General features: G+C 66.9%; 12 protein-coding genes. 7 read left to right on the forward strand and 5 right to left on the reverse strand.

The genetic code is table 11. The features are described from left to right. Positions 1 to 202: 202 nt before the first annotated feature. The gene (locus tag H9654_RS11105) at positions 203 to 3229 is read right to left on the reverse strand and encodes a TonB-dependent receptor (RefSeq protein ID WP_191770885.1); all 3027 of its coding nucleotides are present in this window, start codon (positions 3227 to 3229) and stop codon (positions 203 to 205) included. 39 nt (positions 3230 to 3268) lie between these two features. Next, positions 3269 to 4771, reverse strand: a complete 1503-nt coding sequence (locus tag H9654_RS11110; RefSeq protein WP_191770886.1) for a transglutaminase-like domain-containing protein — start codon at positions 4769 to 4771, stop codon at positions 3269 to 3271. Between the two features lie 131 nt (positions 4772 to 4902). Between H9654_RS11110 and H9654_RS11115 the strand changes: the two genes are divergently transcribed. From H9654_RS11115 to H9654_RS11145, 7 genes are all read left to right on the forward strand, one after another. Further along, the gene (locus H9654_RS11115; protein ID WP_191770887.1) at positions 4903 to 6354 is read left to right on the forward strand and encodes a C40 family peptidase; all 1452 of its coding nucleotides are present in this window, start codon (positions 4903 to 4905) and stop codon (positions 6352 to 6354) included. Beyond that, entirely contained in the window at positions 6354 to 7448 is a 1095-nt protein-coding gene (locus H9654_RS11120) for a dipeptide epimerase (protein ID WP_101098693.1), read from the forward strand. The genes H9654_RS11115 and H9654_RS11120 overlap by 1 nt, the downstream gene beginning before the upstream one ends. Before the next feature lie 133 nt (positions 7449 to 7581). Continuing rightward, on the forward strand, positions 7582 to 8430 hold the full coding sequence (locus tag H9654_RS11125) for a MurR/RpiR family transcriptional regulator (protein ID WP_191770888.1): 849 nt from the start codon (positions 7582 to 7584) through the stop codon (positions 8428 to 8430). A 12-nt stretch (positions 8431 to 8442) separates the two neighbouring features. Continuing rightward, on the forward strand, positions 8443 to 9243 hold the full coding sequence (locus H9654_RS11130; RefSeq protein WP_191770889.1) for a L,D-transpeptidase family protein: 801 nt from the start codon (positions 8443 to 8445) through the stop codon (positions 9241 to 9243). Further along, positions 9198 to 10541, forward strand: a complete 1344-nt coding sequence (locus tag H9654_RS11135) for an APC family permease (RefSeq protein ID WP_406833471.1) — start codon at positions 9198 to 9200, stop codon at positions 10539 to 10541. The genes H9654_RS11130 and H9654_RS11135 overlap by 46 nt, the downstream gene beginning before the upstream one ends. Before the next feature lie 113 nt (positions 10542 to 10654). After that, positions 10655 to 10999 (forward strand): hypothetical protein, encoded by a 345-nt coding sequence (locus H9654_RS11140; protein ID WP_191770891.1) that lies wholly within the window; start codon positions 10655 to 10657, stop codon positions 10997 to 10999. Between the two features lie 112 nt (positions 11000 to 11111). Beyond that, complete coding sequence (locus H9654_RS11145) at positions 11112 to 12275, forward strand: PQQ-dependent sugar dehydrogenase (RefSeq protein WP_191770892.1); 1164 nt, start codon at positions 11112 to 11114, stop codon at positions 12273 to 12275. Positions 12276 to 12393: 118 nt separating this feature from the next. Here the strand turns inward: H9654_RS11145 and H9654_RS11150 are convergent, their stop codons facing one another. The 3 genes from H9654_RS11150 to H9654_RS11160 form a co-directional block, all read right to left on the reverse strand. Continuing rightward, complete coding sequence (locus tag H9654_RS11150; protein WP_191770893.1) at positions 12394 to 13035, reverse strand: hypothetical protein; 642 nt, start codon at positions 13033 to 13035, stop codon at positions 12394 to 12396. 135 nt (positions 13036 to 13170) lie between these two features. Beyond that, positions 13171 to 15345 carry a glycoside hydrolase family 3 N-terminal domain-containing protein gene (locus tag H9654_RS11155; protein ID WP_191770894.1) on the reverse strand — a complete coding sequence of 725 codons (2175 nt, stop codon included), beginning with the start codon at positions 15343 to 15345 and terminating at the stop codon, positions 13171 to 13173. Positions 15346 to 15468: 123 nt separating this feature from the next. After that, positions 15469 to 16767, reverse strand: coding sequence for a mechanosensitive ion channel family protein (locus H9654_RS11160; protein WP_191770916.1), 1299 nt, complete (start codon positions 16765 to 16767; stop codon positions 15469 to 15471). Positions 16768 to 16824: the final 57 nt, after the last annotated feature.

The raw sequence follows: 16824 nt of genomic DNA on the forward strand, positions 1-16824 counted from the left end.
GCGCCGAAGGCAGCGGCAGGAGCCGCTGCCAACGTCGCTTGCGGCGGCCCGCAGGGTGCCGGTCAGGACGACCGGCATAGCCATGCTCGGCAAGCGCAGCAGGAACAGCAACCGCGTGACGACCAACGGTCGTCACCCACCAGGAGCGATAGCTGACGGCCAGCGGCCGTCACTACCAGGTTCGGCGGCCGTCACTACCGGGTCAGAAGTTCCAGGCCACCACCAGTTGTGCGTAGCGCGGTGCCTGCCAGCGGGTGCCGGTTTTGAACGTGGCTTCGCGATAGACACCCGGTTGGCTTTCGTAGCGCTGGTGCACGTTGATCACGGTCTGGTTGTTGAACAGGTTGTAGACCGACAGTCGTGCGCTCAGGTCGATGCCGTCCACCGGCAGGCGCCAGGTGACGTTGGCGCCCATGGTCCACGTCCACGGCAGGTTGCCGAACGCACCGCGGGCGGTGGGCTCGAACACGCGCTGGTCGTAGGTGCCGGTGCAGTTGGCCACGCACAGCCAGCCGGTGCCGCCACCGCTGCCCTCGCTGGAGGTGCTGCCGCCGGCCACGGTGTCGCCCGGCCACATCACGCCGAAGGCGGTGACCGGGCCACCAGACTGCACCTGCAGCGTGCTGCCGAACGACCACTGCTCGTTCAACGCATAGGCCGCGCGGAACTTGAACTGGTGGCGGAAATCGTTGAACAGCGCGCCGTAGCGCTCGTTGTTGGAAGGATGGTCCCAGTGCTGGACCATGCCGGTGTCGCCGTAGTTGGTGTCCGAGTTCACCGGGCCTTCGAAATTGCCCTCGCTCTTGGACCACAGATAGGACGCGTTGAACATCCACTTCTCGTCCCACGCGCGGTCCAGCTGGAACTCCAGCGCCTTGTAGGTGCGCTTGGGCTTGGAGTAGCCCACCACTTCGCCGCTGCCGCCCTTGCGGTAGCCGCTGTTGGCGGTGTCGATGGTGATCCAGCCTTCCTCGGCGCAGCCGATGCTGGAATCGCCCCAGATGGTCAGGCTTTCGCCGGGATTGGCGATCGGCCACAGCGTGCTGCCGGTCGGGCCGCACGGCGTATGGTTCAGGCGCATGTCGTCCAGCGCGCGGGTCATCCGGCGGTAGGTGCCGTTGACGCCCCACGACCAGGCCTGGTTGATCATGGTCTGGAAGCCGAGGATGTACTCGTCCTGGTAGACCGCCTTCAGGTCCTTGTCCACGCTCTGCCGCAGATCGGCCGCGCCGGTGTTCATGCGGGTATCGGTGGGACCGACCTGCTGGCCGATCACCGGCGCCATGTACGGCGCACCGGTTACCGGGTTGCTCTGCTGCTGCCAGCCGTTGAGTACGTAGTAGCTGTATTCGTCGGTGAGCCCACCGGCGAAGTTGACGTTGATGTTGTTGGTCACCGGCAGGTAGTAGCGGCCCGCATTGCCGAACAGCTTGGTGCTGCCGTCGCCCTTGATGTCCCAGGCAAAGCCCACGCGCGGGGCGATCAGGTCGTCCATCTTGATGAAGGCATCGCCATCGGCGGTGCGGTTCTCGAAGCGGTCCCAGCGCACGCCCAGGTTCAACATCAGGGTGGAGGTGACGTTCCAGATGTCTTCCAGGTAGAAGGCGTTTGCTTCGGTTTCGAAGGTGCCGCCGGACACGCGGTTGCGCGCGCGCAGCATCTGGTTGACCCCCGCCGGTACGTAGGCGTTGGCCCCGTCCCAGACTTCATCGCCGGGCCGTGCCGCGTACGCGGTGTAGGTCATCTGGCTCGGCCCCGGATAGCGCGTGGACTGTTCGGTGGTCATCAGTTCGCGATCCACGCCGAAGCGCAGCAGGTGCCTTCCGAGCGCCCATTCGAAGTCCAGGCGCGCGGCATCGCGGGTGTCGTCGCGTTCGGCGATGGCGGTGCCGGTGGGATGGCAGCCGGCGCGCAGGCCGTTCAACTGGCCCAGGTACGGCGCGTAGGTGGCATCGGTGAACACGGCATCGCAATACAGGTCCAGCGTGGAGTTGGAGAACGCACGCTGGTTGTTCTGGCCGACCATCGCCTTGGCGGTGAAGCTTTCGCCGAAGCGTCCGGTATAGGTCGCCGACCAGTTCTTGCCGCCGCCATCGGTCAGCGTGTCACCGCCCCACTGGCCCAGGGTCTGCGTGTCCCAGTTGTAACCGGACGAGGCCTGGGTGGTTTCGGTTTCGTCGGAGAATGCCAGCAGTTCCAGGGTGTGGTTGTCGGTGATGTTCCAGTCCAGCTTTGCTCCCCAGAAATCGTCGTCGCCGGTGTTGTCGAACCAGGTGCGGCCATCTGAAGAGGTGTTGTTGCCGTCTGTATCGCGCTTTTCATACATCGCGAAAAGGAACAGCTTGTCCTTCACCAGCGCACCGGAACCCCAGACGTTGGTCTTGGTGAACGAGGTGGCGTCGGTGCTGGCGTAGGAGTGCGGCGAGCCATCGCGGTGGAAATGATCGCGGGCGGCCGAGCGCCAGGCATTCGGTTCGAAGGTGACTTCCGCACCGCCTTCGAACTCGTTGCTGCCCGAGCGGGTGACGGCGTTGATCACACCGCCGGTGGAGCGGCCGAACTCCACTGAATAACCACCGGTCTTGACCTGGAATTCCTGGAAGAAGCCGAACGGCGCGCTGGAGAAGCCACGCCGGGTGTACATGTCGGTGACGTTGAGGCCGTTGATGTACACCGCGTTCTCGGCCACGGAGGAGCCGGCGAAGGACAGCCCGCCGAACGAGGAATTGCCGCCCACCACGCCCGGTGCCAGCAGGGCCACCGCGGACAGGTCCTGCGCCACCGGCAGCCGCGAGATTTCCTGGCGGTTGACGTTGAAGGAGGTCTCGGTGGAATACACGTCCACCCGGTTGATCACCCGCGAACCGACCACCTGCAGCGCATCCAGGTTGACCACCCCGCCGCCGCTGGCCAGGTTCACCGTGGTGGTGCCACCGACGGCCACGCTGACGCTGACCGGCTCGCCGAGAGCGGCACCGTCACGGCTCAGCTGCAGGGTGTAGTCACCGACCGGCAGCTGGCCGAGCCGATAGCTGCCATCGCTGCCGGCAGTGGCCGAGCGGGTCAGCCCGGTACCGCGGTTGACCACGGTGACCAGGTCACCGGCGGTGGCCCGGCCGGCAACCGCGCCGGAAACGTTCTGTGCCGTTGCGACGCTGGGCACGATCATGCCCAGGCACGCGCCCAGGGCGACGGTCAACGCCGCCTGCTTGATGCTGATTGCCTTCATCCCCTGCTCTCTCCTGCAGAAATTGAACGGTGTGGTTGACTAGGGTGTCGCGCTGGGTTTGCCGCCTGCAGGCCGTACCGTCCACTGGAACCGGTCGTCCCACTGGTCGAAATACAGGTTGCCGCCTGCCCACTCGGCCTCGCCGCGCTGCGAGTCCACCGTTTCCGAGCGGAAGTGCTGTTTGGCCGGCACGAAGGCCTGGCCGAAATCATCGTTGAAGGCGATCCGGTAGCCGTCGATGCCGCCGAGATAGAAGTCGCGCAGTGCCGGCTGATCACTGTCCAGCGCGCCGGTGGTGACGTCCATCGGCAGCCAGCCGTAGGGCGCCAGATACACCGCGCCCCAGTCATGCAGGTTGCTGTAGCCGGTCGCGTTGTCAGAGAACACGCGGCCGGACTGCCAGCGGGCGGGAATGCCGTTCATGCGCAGCAGCGTGATCAGCAGCAGGGTCTGCTGGCCGCAGTCGGCGTGGCCGGCCTGCAGCGCGTACTCGCTGATGTTGCTGATCGTTGAATATTCGCGCGCGCCGGCCCAGGGGATCTGGTCGACCGCGTTGAACAGCCGCCGCACCACTTCATACGGCCGCGTCTCGCCCTGCAGCACCCGTTCGGAAAACGCGCGCAGTGCCGGGCTGAAGCGCACATGCGGTGGCTGCTCGGCCAGGTACGGTGCCAGCGCTCGCTCGTCGGGCGTGGGCTGCACTGCGGCGGGATCAATCGCGGTATGGCGGGCGCTGATGGTCAGGGCATAGCGGATCTGGAAACGGGTCGGCTGCCCGGCCACGGCCGGCGCTTCCAGATAGGCCGTGCGCTGCAGCGTGCTGGCCGGGGCCAGCTGCGCGCCGGACGGTGAACTGCCGATCCACTGCAGCTGCTCCTGCTGGCCGGGAATCTCGCGCGGGTAGGGGATCCAGGCACGCACGGTTTCGCCGGCCGGCACCGCATCAGCCTTCACCACAAGTGACTGGGTGACCTCAACGCGTTGTGGCAGCACCGAATCCTTGCCACTGCGTTCGCCGGCGGCCACTACCTGCGCGTGGTACGGCGTCAGCGTTTCGTACGGGCCATCGGCCGGCATCGGGGCATCGGCACGGCGGCGTGCGCGGGCTTCGCTGCTGAGCCGGAACAGGTTGGACGGCGCACGGTTGAAGTACCGCCGCTCGCCATCGATATCCAGATGCTCCAACAGTCCCTGCGCGTCCCAGCGCGCGAACTCGTCATCGCGCAGGTCGGGGATCCAGTGGCGCAGTTTTTCCTTGGCCGCGGTTTCATCAAGGCTGAAGTCCAGGCGGATGCGCCGCATGCGCTCCTTCTGGAAGGCGGATGCTGCTTGGCGTGCCGCGCCCGGATCGCCTGCGAGCCAAGCATCCAGATGGGTGCCCGCTTCGGCGAATCGCCCCTGGTCGATCATTGCAATCACCGCGTCATCGGACACCGAACCGGGTATCGGCGTGCTCGCATCCGCTGCCGGCTGCGCCCACGCCACCGCCGCGCACAGGCAGGCAGCAGCAGGCAGCAACAGTTTGCGAACGACGGTATCCACAGCGACACTTCCCCAGCGCAGGTGGTAACAGCTGTGTAACACGCAGGGGATAGCCGGTCAATAATATATTCTTGCGTTCCACTGCGAAAGGAATAACTATTCCATCAGCTTTCAATGAGGGTAATCGCCGCATGATCCTGGCTTCCCGCCCCACACGCACTGCTCTGATGCTGGCCCTGTGCCTGGCCTTCGGAAGCAGCGCGGCGTCGGCGCTCACGCGCGCGCCGGCCGCCACGCCGGATCCCGGCCCCGCCCTGCCCTATGTCATCGGCCTGCACGAGGCCTACCTGACGCCGCAGTACTGGGCCGCGCGGCTGTCTGATGCCGATGCGCTGATCCTGGACCGCGCGCAGATCGCCGCGCAGAACGCGCGCATGCGCGCCGAAGACCCGCACATCCAGGACATCGCGGCATTGCCCGCATCGCTGCCCGCCGCTGCGCTGCGCGAATCGATCACCGCGCTGTCGCACTGGCCGACGCGCACGCTGTACGACGCCCACGGCACCGCGATCCCCGCCGGCCAGCGCGCCGGTATCGAAGCCAACCTGGCATTGGACGCACTGCCCGCCGCCGCCACGCCGCAGTACGGGCTGGTGGTGCATCGCGCCGCGCTGCGCACCTTCCCGACCCGGCAGCGTGTCTTCAGCAGCCCCGAAAACGCCGACATCGACCGCTTCCAGGAATCGGCGCTGTTCCCCGGCGACAAGGTCGCGGTGGTCCACCGCAGCGCCGACGGGGCGTGGCTGTTCGTGCACAGCGAGCGCTACAGCGCGTGGATCGAAGCGCAGTACGTGGCCACCGGTTCCAAGCAGACGGTACTGGGTTACGGCGCGACGGGGCCGTACCGGGTGATCACCGGCGCAGTGGCACATACCGCCTTCACGCCCGAAGAGCCCCGCGTTTCGCGCCTGCAACTGGATATGGGCGTGCGCCTGCCGGTGCTGGCGCAGTGGTCGCCGGCACAGGCGGTCAACGGCCAACAGGCGCATGCCAGCTGGGTGGTGCAGCTGCCCGTGCGCGAAGCCGATGGTGCGCTGAAGCTGGTGCCCGCACTGTTGCCGCGTTCGCAGGAGAGCAGTGCCGATTACCTGCCGCTGACCCCGCGCACCCTGCTGACCCAGGCCTACAAGTTCCTTGGCGAGCGCTACGGTTGGGGCCACGACTACGACGCCCGCGACTGCAGCGGCTTCGTTTCGGAGATCTACCGCAGTGCCGGGGTGCTGCTGCCGCGCAATACCAGCGCGCAGGGCATCAGCCCGGCGCTGGACCGCATCGCCTTCACCGACAAGGACACCGCCGCCCGCCGCGACCGCGCCGTGGCTGAGTTGCAGGTGGGCGACCTGGTGTACATCCCGGGCCACGTGATGATGGCCATCGGCCATGTAGACGGCCGCACCTGGGTGATCCATGACACCGCCGGAGGCAGCTGGAAAGGCGAGGATGGCACCCGCATCCAGGCGCACCTGAACGGCGTGTCGGTCACTCCCCTGGAACCGATGATGGCCAGCGATGACCTGCGCTACATCGACCGCATCACCAACATCCAGCGGGTCCGCCCGCAGCGCACGCCCCGGACGCCTTGATGAAGATCACCGATATCGAACTGGGCATGCTGCGCGTGCCCTTGAAGACGCCGTTCAAGACCGCGCTGCGCACCGTGGACACCGTCGAGGACGTGGTGGTGATGGTCCGCACCGACACCGGACACACCGGCTACGGCGAGGCGGCGGCGACCGCGGTGATCACCGGCGATACGCACGGATCGATCATCGAAGCGATCCGCCACTTCATCAAACCGCGGCTGGTCGGCCAGGACGTGGCCAACCTCAACCGCCTGTGCGGGCTGGTGCAGTCCTCGATGGAGCGCAACAGCAGCGCCAAGGCGGCGGTGGAAATCGCCCTGTACGACCTGTGGGCGCAGCTGCACGGTGCACCGCTGTACCAGATGCTGGGCGGTGGCGATCCGGTGATCACCACCGACATCACCATCAGCGTGGACTACATCGACAAGATGGTGGCCGATTCGCTGTCCGCGCTGGACCGCGGATTCGAGTCGCTGAAGATCAAGGTCGGCAAGGACATCGGCTTGGACATCGAACGGGTCAAGGCCATCCACGCGGCGGTGGAAGGCCGCGCGCTGCTGCGGCTGGATGCCAACCAGGGCTGGACCGCCAAGCAGGCGGTGCATGCGATGCGTGCGCTGGAGGAGGCCGGGGTGGTGCTGGAGCTACTGGAGCAGCCGGTCAAGGCCGCCGACATCGCCGGCCTGAAGTACGTCACCGACCGGGTCAACACGCCGGTGATGGCCGATGAAAGCGTGTTCAATCCCAGCCAGGTGATCGACCTGATCCAGCAGCGCGCCGCGGATATCGTCAACATCAAACTGATGAAGACCGGCGGCCTGTCCAATGCGATCCGCATCGCCGACATCGCCGCCATCCATGGCGTGCCGTGCATGATCGGCTGCATGATCGAATCCAGCATCAGCGTGGCCGCGGCCGTGCATCTGGCCGTTGCCAAGAGCGATGTGATCACCAAGGTGGACCTGGATGGGCCATCACTGGGCCAGTTCGACCCGGTCAGCGGCGGGGTGACGTTCAACGAATCGGAAATCAGCATCAGCGATGCGCCGGGGCTGGGCATCACCGAGGTGCGTGGGCTGGAGATGCTCGCTTGAGGGCTGCCCGCGCGTCCGCCGAGCATGGCTATGCCGGTCGTTCTGACCGGCACCCTGCGGGCCGCCGCAAGCGACGTTGGCAGCGGCTCCTGCCGCTGCCTTCGGCACTACCACGCATGCTGGATGCTGCTGCATGCCGCCGCTGCTGAAGATCCGCGCCGAGCGCGGGCAGATGTCGGCGATCGAGCGCCGCATCGCCGATTTCATCCTTGAAAACGCCCACCTGCTGCGCGATTACTCGTCCCAGCAGTTGGCCAGCGCGCTGGGTATCAGCCAGTCCAGCGTGGTCAAGTTCGCGCAGAAGCTGGGTTTCAAAGGCTATCCGGACCTGAAGTTTTCCATCGGCCAGGACGTGGCGCGCAGTGGTGCCGCACCGGCCTCAGCCCCTGCGGTCGCCGAAGGGCGGGATGGTTACCTGCGCATTGCCCAGGCCCTGCAGGCCAGCAAGGCAGCCGCCGAGGACGAAACGCGCGCGGCCAATCCGCAGGCCGACGTGGAGCGGATCGTCGCCTTGGTCGATGCTGCGCCGAAGCTGTTCGTGTACGGGCTGGGCGACGATGGCCTGTACGCGCGCGAGTTCGCGATGCGGCTGTCCCTGCTGGGCATGCTGGTGGTGCACCATGCCGACCCGATCCTGATGCTGGCCAACCTGTCTGCCGCACGCCCCGGTGACGTGATGCTGGTGTTCTCCGAGTTCGGCAAGCTGCCACAGCTGTCGATGCTGTCGCGGCAGTTCCAGGACCTCGGCGGCAAGGTGGTCTCCATTACCCGCCACACCGCCAACCCGCTGCGCGCGCATGCCGATGCCGCGCTGGCGGTATGCGCCGAGGACCGTGCGCCGCACATGGCACAGGTGCTGTACCGTGCTTCCTTGCAGTCCCTGCTGGATTTTGTTTTCGTGCTGTTGTGCGACGCCAACCCGGATCGCAACCGCCAGCTGGCGGTGAACCTGGAACGCATCGAACACCTGCTGGATACCTGACCGGAGCCGCCCATGAAGTCGCTGTTGCGTTGCCTTGCCGTTGCAGCCCTGTCGCTGGCCGGTCCGGTATGGGCGGCCAGCCCGCTGGACGGTGCCGGGCAGGTGGTGGTGGTCACCAGTGAAGGCTGGGACAGCACGCACGGACGCCTGCAGGCGTTCACCCGCACCGACGGTGGCTGGAAGCCGGAAGGCACCGCGTTCGACGTCGCCCTGGGCCGCAGCGGCAGCGCCTGGGGCATCGGCCTGCATCCGGCTGTCGCCGCAGATGCGGCACATGCCTCAGGCCAGGCCATCGGCGACCCGCGCAAGCGCGAAGGCGATGGCCGCAGCCCGGCCGGGGTGTTCGCGCTGGGCACCGCGTTCGGCTACGCCGCGCAGGCCGACACCGCCCTGCCGTGGCAGCCGATGCAGGAAAGCAGCTACTGCATGGACGTGCCGGATTCGCCGTATTACAACCGCATCGTCGATGCCGAACGGGTCGGTGCCGAGGCGGTGGAGGGCTCCACCGAACCGATGCGGCTGGACCTGCACAACAAGGGCGATGTGCGCTACCAGCAGGGCTTCGTCATCAACCACAATCCGCACAATGTGCCGGGCCAGGGCAGCTGCATCTTCGCCCACCTGTGGCGCAGGGAAGGTGAGGCCACCGCCGGCTGCACCGCGATGACCGCCGCGCACATGCAGCAGCTGCTGGCCTGGCTGGATCCGCGCCAAGGCCCGTTGTTCGTACTGCTTCCACGTGTCGAGTACGCGCGCCTGCAGCAGGCATGGCAGCTGCCGGCCCTGGCCGCCGCCCACGGCCCCACACCGTGAGCGCACCGGACACCCAACCCACGCCCAGCCTGCAGCGTGCGGTCAGCCGCTGGCAGATCGTCGGCCTGTCCATCAACGATGTGATCGGCAGCGGGATCTACCTGCTGCCGGCCGCGACGGTGATGCTGCTTGGCCCCTTCAGCCTGTGGGGCGTGCTTGCTGCCGGCATCGTGGTCGCGCTGCTGGTGCTGTGCTACGCGCAGGCCGCCAGCTACTTCGACGAACCCGGCGGCAGCTACCTTTATGCCCGCGAGGCATTCGGCCGATTCGCCGGGTTCGAGATCGGCTGGATGATCTGGCTGACCCGCATCAGTTCGGCAGCGGCACTGAGCAACGCGCTGGCCGATGCGGTGGCGCGCTTCTGGCCGCTGGCCGGCAGCGGCGGCGGGCGGATCGCGGTGATCGTGTTGTCGCTCGCCTTCCTGACCGGTGTGAACATCATCGGCGTACGCTCGGCGGCGCGTACCGGCGTGGTGCTGGTGATCGGCAAGCTGGTGCCGCTGCTGCTGTTCGTGGCCATCGGCGCGTTGTACATCGATCCGCAGCTGGCCTTCTCCGGCCAGCGTCCGGACCCGCATGACCTGCAGCGCATGGGCGAGGCGGCGTTGTTGCTGCTGTATGCCTACGCCGGCTTCGAGAACATCCCGGCCGCGGCGGGCGAGTACCGCAATCCACGGCGAGACATCCCGTTCGCGCTGATCACCATGATCATCACCGTCACCGTGATCTACGCTGCGGTGCAGGTCGTCGCGCAGGGCACCCTGCCCGGCTTGGCCGGCTCGGCCACGCCACTGGCCGATGCCGCCGCAGGCTTCGGCGGCGAGGCGCTGGCGCTGATCCTGACCGTGGGCGCGACGATCTCCATCCTGGGCACCAACAGCAACACGATGATGATGGGACCCCGTTTCCTGTACGCACTGGCCGCCGATGGCTACGGCCCGAAAGTGCTGGCACACGTGCACCCGCGCTTCCGCACCCCGGCCGCAGCGATCCTGTGCCAGGGCATCATTTCACTGCTGCTGGCGCTGAGTGGTTCGTTCGTGCAGTTGGCGCTGCTGTCGATGACCACCCGGCTGTTCGCTTACATCGGCACGGCTGCCGCGGTGCTGGTGCTCGCCAAGCGCTATGCCGACCGCCCAGGTGCGTTGAAGCTGCCCGGCGGCCCGCTGATCCCGGTGCTGGCGCTGGTGCTGTGTCTGGCGCTGTTTGCCAGCGCCAGCTGGGCCAACATCCTGGCTGCGCTGGCCGCATTCGCGGTGGGCGCGGTGATCTACCTGTTCCCGCGCAAGGACGGATGATGGGGCGCACGCGCGCGTATCGGCTCTACGCTGCGCTCACGCGCCGGGCCCGGGCCGTTAACCGGCAGGTCGTCATGATGGAATCTCGAACAACGACGACACGGAGCCGACGAATGAGCCCTGACTACCAGATCCCCGGCCGCGTGCCCGAAGACGGTGTACAGCGTGATGCGTTCGCCGCTTATTGGCGCGAACGTTACCCGAGCGAGCCCTACTACGACGCCAGCTCGTCCTTCGAGGACTATGAACCGGCCTACCGGCTGGGGCACCAGTCGCGTGCGCAGGATGTGATCCGCGCTTACGAGGAAGTGGAGCGCGAGCTGCAGACGCGCTGGGCGGCCGAGCGCGGCGAGAGCCGCTTGGAATGGCTGCAGGCACAGCATGCCGTCAAGCGCGGCTGGGAAGATGCGCTGCTCGCCGATCCGCGGCTGGACAAGGGTCCAACGCGCGGCATCTGATCCTTGCCCATGCTCTAGCGTCCCCTCATCCAGGGGGGAAGGGCTGCGACATGCACGGTCGCAATGGTATACAGAGGGGGTTGGCCATCCGCATCCCCGCCTGGAGATACCCATGACCCGTAAATTGCTTCTCACCCTGGCCATCGGCCTGACCCCGATGCTTGCCACCACTGCCTGTGGCGCCGCCAGTCCAGAGGCTGCCGCGCCCGCCGCCGCCGCTCCGGCGCAGAAATCCTTCAGCGCATTCAACGCCACCGAATTCGCCACGTTCGACGAGCCTTGGGCGATGACTTTCCTGCCCGATGGCAGTGTGCTGGTCACCGAGAAGGCCGGGAAATTGCAGCACTTGGATCTCACCAGCAGGGCCAAACATGAAATCACCGGCGGGCCGAAGGTTGCCTACGGCGGCCAAGGTGGTTTCGGTGACGTGGTGCTGCACCCGGACTTTGCCAGCAATCAGCTGGTGTACCTGAGCTACGCCGAAGAAGGCAGCAACAACACCCGCGGCGCTGCCGTGGCGCGCGCAAAGCTGGTGCTCGATGCCGATGGCGCCGGCGCGCTGCAGGATCTTTCAGTGATCTGGCGGCAGGACGCGAAAGTCAGCGGTAACGGCCACTACGGCCACCGCATCGCCTTCGGTCCCGACGGCAAGTTGTGGATCACCTCCAGCGAGCGGCAGAAGTTCGACCCGGCCCAGGACATGGCCAGCAACCTCGGCAAACTGATCCGCCTGAACGACGATGGCTCGGTGCCGGCCGACAATCCGTTCGCTTCGCAGGGTGGCGTGGCCGCGCAGGTATGGTCGCTGGGCCACCGCAACATGCTGGGCATCGCCTTCGATGCCAACAACAAGCTGTGGGTACACGAGATGGGCCCGGCTGGCGGCGATGAGTTGAACCTGATCACCCGCGGCGGGAACTACGGCTACCCCATCGTCTCCAATGGCGATCATTACGATGGTCGGTCGATACCCGACCATTCCACCCGTCCCGAATTCGCCGCGCCCAAGGTGACCTGGAACCCGGTGATTTCGCCGGCCGGCTTCATCATCTACAGCGGCGACCTGTTCCCGCAGTGGAAGGGCAGCGGCTTCATCGGCGGCCTGTCATCGCAGGCGCTGGTACGTGTGAGCTTCGACGGCGACAGCGCGCGCGAAGCCGAACGCTTCGACATGGGCGCACGCATCCGCGAAGTGGAACAGGGCCCCGATGGCGCGGTGTGGGTCCTGGAAGACGGCAAGAACGGCAAGCTGCTGAAGCTGACCCCGAAGGGTTGACCCCGGTAGTGACGGCCGCTGGCCGTCATGCCTCGGTGGGTGACGACCGGTGGTCGTCACGCCGTTCCCCTTGCCGCTGCGCTCGCCGAGCATGCCTTCGGCGCTACCGGCATACCGGTCATTCCTGCAGGGCGACGACCTTGACCTCGGTGCGGCTGCAAGCCTTGTCCAGGCACGTTCCATTCAACCAGGCCTGGCCGTTGCCGATCATCACGCCCTGCTGGTTGGCAAACACGGTATCGAAGGACTGCGCGCTGATCGCACGCGCCACCGGCGCGGTGACGATGCGCTCGTAATCGCGCTGGAAGGTCGCCGCGTCGGGCACCTCGCGCTTGCTGCCGCCGGTATCCACGCGCAGTGGATAGCGCATCAGCGCGGCCACGGCGGCGCGGTCATCGCCAGCGATCCCCTGCTGCAACGCCTTGAACACGGTTTCGTACTGATCGGCATCGCCAAGCACGCGCTCGATCCGCCCGCGCGCATCGCCAGCGGCCGCTGCGGCGGTATCGGCCGGTGCGTTCGGACCGGATTCGGCCGGCGCTGCCTGGTCGGCATCGGCCGGCACGGACGGCGCGCTCGACCCGTTCGGCGACGGTGCTGTGACCGGGTCATCCGGCGTGTCGGTCGGGCCCGCAGCGGCTGACATCGGCGCAGGTGCCGCCTCGGCAGGCGCGGCAGGCGCATCAGCCTGCGAACAAGCGACCAGCCAGAACGGGCTCGCCAGCAACAGCGGCAACTTCAATGAACGGGACAGGCGCATGCACGACTCCGGCAGGAACGAAGGCATCCAGCCTAGCCCGGCCAACGTGAGCCGGGCATGCATGAGGCGTGCAGGGACGCTGCGCCAAGCCGTGGCGGCGACGACCCGCGCGTCCGGACAGGCCGGACGCGTCACTCACTCAGCCAGCAGCTCGAACTGCACCGGCGAACCACTGATCGCCGATGCGCACACCCACAGGTCGAACAGGCCTGCTTCAGCGCGCAGCACGCCATCGCGCCCGGTGAACGCCAGCTGCGAACGGTGCAGCGTGAAGCTCACTTCGGTGGATTCACCCGGCTGCAGCATCACCTTGCGGAAGTCCTTGAGCTCGCGCACCGGCCGCACGCGGCTGGCCACGCGGTCATGGATGTAGAGCTGCACCACTTCTTCGCCGGCCACGCTGCCGGTGTTGGTCAGCGTGGTGGTGATGGTGAGGGTGTCATCCCAGCCCAGCTTGGCACTGCTCAGCTGCGGCACGCCGTAGGCAAAGCTGGTGTAGCTGATGCCGTGGCCGAAGGCGTACAGCGGCTCGTTGGGAATCTCGCGCCAGCGCGCCTTGAACTCGGACATGGTCGGCAGCTCCGGACGCCCGGTGCGTGGATGATTGTAGAAGTACGGCTGCTGCCCGGACACCTGCGGGAAACTCACCGGCAGGCGTGCGGACGGGTTGTAATCGCCGAACAGCACATCGGCCACGGCATGCCCGGTCTGGGTGCCCAGGTACCAGGTGATCGCCACGGCCTGCGCATTGCGCACCGCGCCCTGCAGGGCCAGCGCGCGCCCATTGCGCAGCAGCACCACCATCGGCTTGCCGGCCATCGCGACCGCTTCGGCCAGCGCCTGCTGGGCAGGCGGCAAGGTGATTTCCACGCGCGACTGGGCCTCGCCGCTGTAACGCTGCGGTTCGCCCAGCGCCAGCACCACCACATCGGCGCGCAGCGCGGCGGCCACGGCCGCTTCGATGCCACCGGCGATGCCGCTTTCCAGATCGCAACCCGGCACCACTTCCAGCAGCGCTTGATCGCCGATGGCCGCGCGCACGCCGGTTTCCAGGTCCACGTAACGGCTCTTGTCGCCGAACAGCGTCCAGCAGCCTTCGATGTTCTCGCGGTCCTGCACGAACGGACCGATCAGCGCGATCTTCTGGCCGTCGCGGCGCAGCGGCAGCGCCGACTGTTCGTTCTTCAGCAGCACGATGGAGCGCCGCGCCGCGTCGCGCGACAGCTCGTCATGCGCGGCGATATGCGAGTCGTCGGCTTCGCGTGCCGGGTCCAGCGAGCGGTACGGATCATCGAACAGGCCGATGGTTTCCTTCAGCCACAGAATGCGGCGCACGCCTTCATCCAGCACCGCCATCGGCACTTCGCCACTTTCCACCAGGCCCGGCAGGTGTTCGGCATAGAAGCCGCTCTGCATGCTCAGGTCCAGGCCGGCGGTGAACGCCTTGGCGGTGGCATCGCGGTCATCGGCGGCATAGCCGTGGGCGACCAGTTCCATGTCCGCGGTGTAATCGGAAATGACGACGCCGGGGAAGTTCCACTCACCGCGCAGGATGTCGGTCAGCAGTTCGGCGTTGGCACTGGCCGGCACGCCGTTGATGTCGTTGAAGGAGGACATCACGGTGACCGCGCCGGCATCGAAGGCGGCCTTGAACGGCGGCAGGTGCACATCGCGCAGGGTCTGCGGGGAGATGTCCACCATGTTGTATTCCATGCCGGCCATCACCGCGCCGTAGGCGGCGAAATGCTTGGGCGTGGCCAGCAGCGCGTCATGCGCACGCAGGTCATCGCCCTGGAAGCCGCGCACGCGGGCGGCCGCGAACGCACAGCCCAGCACCACGTCTTCGCCGGCGCCTTCCGCGCCACGGCCCCAGCGCTGATCGCGGGCGATATCCACGGCCGGCGCGTAGGTCCAGTGCAGGCCGGCCGCGGTGGCTTCCACGGCGGTGGCACGTGCGGTGCGGCGCGCCAGTTCGGGTTCGAAGCTGGCCGCTTCGCCCAGCGGGATCGGGAACACGGTACGCATGCCATGGATGACATCGGCGGCCAGGATCACCGGGATGCCGAGGCGGCTTTCTTCGATCGCCACCTGCTGGATGCGACGGCCGAGCTCTGCGCCGACGCCGTTGAACAGCGAGCCGACCTTGCCGTCACGCACCTGCTGCAGCACCTGGTCGGCGTTGCTGACGTTGGCTTCCGGGTTCACGTCCGGGGCAAAGGGACGAACCATGTCGGCGAACACGCCCAGCTGACCGACCTTTTCTTCCACGGTCATCTGCGCAATGAGGGATTCGATACGTTCGGAAGCCACCGGGTGTCCTTGATGTAAACGTTTTCAGTGCCGGCATTCTAAAGGTACCGGGCACAAAAGTGCGCATCTTCTGCGTTCATGTTTTCCGTCCGCGCGGATTGCGACAGCGCGGCCGGGGTCAGCTTAAAGCATGCCGGGGCTGGGGGTGGCAGGCGGTTGCTGGGCACGTTCGGCCCGCGCCTCCATCAGCATGGCGTCGCTGGAGGCCTGGAACACGCGCAGACCGAACGCCGGCAGGATCGCCAACAGGTGGTCGAAAATGTCCGACTGCACGCCTTCGTACTCGCCCCAGGCGGTGCTGCGGGTGAAGCAGTACAGCTCCAGCGGCAGGCCTTCGGTGGTGGGCTGCAGCTGGCGTACCAGCAGGGTCATGTCGGGGTTGATGCCGGGGTGGCTGCCCAGGTAGCGCTCCACGTACGCCCGGAAGGTGCCCAGATTGGTGACGCGCCGGCTGTTGATGTCGCCCGCTCCGCGGGCGCGCAGTTCGGCGTTCCACTGCCCCAGTTCGGTGTCCTTGTCGCGCAGGTAATCAGCCAGCAGGGCGAACTGGCCGACCCGTGCCCGTGCCTGGTCATCCATGAAACCGACGCTGTGCTGGTCCAGGAACAGCGCGCGCTTGATCCGGCGGCCGCCGGACTCCTGCATGCCGCGCCAGTTCTTGAACGATTCGGTGACCAGCTTCTTGGTCGGGATGGTGGTGATGGTCTTGTCGAAGTTCTGCACGGTGACGGTGTGCAGGGCGATGTCGATGACATCGCCGTCGGCATTCTGGCTGGGCATTTCGATCCAGTCGCCCAGGCGGATCCGGCCATCCCCGCTGATCTGCACGCTGGCCACCAGCGACAGGATGGTGTCCTGGAAAATCAACATCAGCACCGCCGTGGCCGCGCCCAGGCCGGTCACCAGGTAGCGCATTTCCACGCCGGCGAGTGTCGCCACGATCGCCAGCCCGGCAATAGCGAAAATGACGATCTTGGCGACCTGCAGGTAGCCCTTGATCGGCTTGTTGCGCGCGTCCGGCCGACGCTCGTACAGATCGTTGGCGGCATCCAGTGCATGCGACAGCGCCATCGAGACGGTCAGGATGGCCCAGGCCTGGCAGGCCGCGACGACGAACGCCACCAGCCCGACCGGCAGGTCCGGAACGTAGGCGATGCCGGAGGCGATGACCTGGCTTGGCACCACGTTGGACAACCGGGAGATCACCCGCATCACATTGCTGCCGCGGCCGGAATCGGCCCCCGGCAGGCGGGCGAGCAGGCGCCGCAGGCCACGCAGCAGGATGCGCTTGGTGACCCAGTTGGCCAGCCCGGCGGCGATCACCAGTGCCGACAGCATCAGCGCGAGATAGGCACCGGGATACGGCGCCAGAGATTCCTGCAGGCTGTCCAGCCAGTTCACCACCACTACCGCATCCACCACCAGGTTGCCTCCTTCTTGTAGGTCGTTCATTGGGTTCCGGTTGCCGACCGCGGCCGG

The sequence above is a fragment of the Stenotrophomonas lacuserhaii genome, from assembly GCF_014836545.1.
Taxonomy (GTDB): Bacteria; Pseudomonadota; Gammaproteobacteria; order Xanthomonadales; family Xanthomonadaceae; genus Stenotrophomonas; species Stenotrophomonas lacuserhaii.

Excerpts from the sequence above, each read along its gene's own strand:
- H9654_RS11105 (WP_191770885.1), bottom strand. The coding sequence starts at position 3,229 with ATGAAGGCAATCAGCATCAAGCAGGCGGCGTTGACCGTCGCCCTGGGC.
- H9654_RS11115 (WP_191770887.1), top strand. The coding sequence starts at position 4,903 with ATGATCCTGGCTTCCCGCCCCACACGCACTGCTCTGATGCTGGCCCTG.
- H9654_RS11120 (WP_101098693.1), top strand. The coding sequence starts at position 6,354 with ATGAAGATCACCGATATCGAACTGGGCATGCTGCGCGTGCCCTTGAAG.
- H9654_RS11125 (WP_191770888.1), top strand. The coding sequence starts at position 7,582 with ATGCCGCCGCTGCTGAAGATCCGCGCCGAGCGCGGGCAGATGTCGGCG.
- H9654_RS11130 (WP_191770889.1), top strand. The coding sequence starts at position 8,443 with ATGAAGTCGCTGTTGCGTTGCCTTGCCGTTGCAGCCCTGTCGCTGGCC.
- H9654_RS11135 (WP_406833471.1), top strand. The coding sequence starts at position 9,198 with ATGGCAGCTGCCGGCCCTGGCCGCCGCCCACGGCCCCACACCGTGAGC.
- H9654_RS11140 (WP_191770891.1), top strand. The coding sequence starts at position 10,655 with ATGAGCCCTGACTACCAGATCCCCGGCCGCGTGCCCGAAGACGGTGTA.
- H9654_RS11145 (WP_191770892.1), top strand. The coding sequence starts at position 11,112 with ATGACCCGTAAATTGCTTCTCACCCTGGCCATCGGCCTGACCCCGATG.
- H9654_RS11150 (WP_191770893.1), bottom strand. The coding sequence starts at position 13,035 with ATGCGCCTGTCCCGTTCATTGAAGTTGCCGCTGTTGCTGGCGAGCCCG.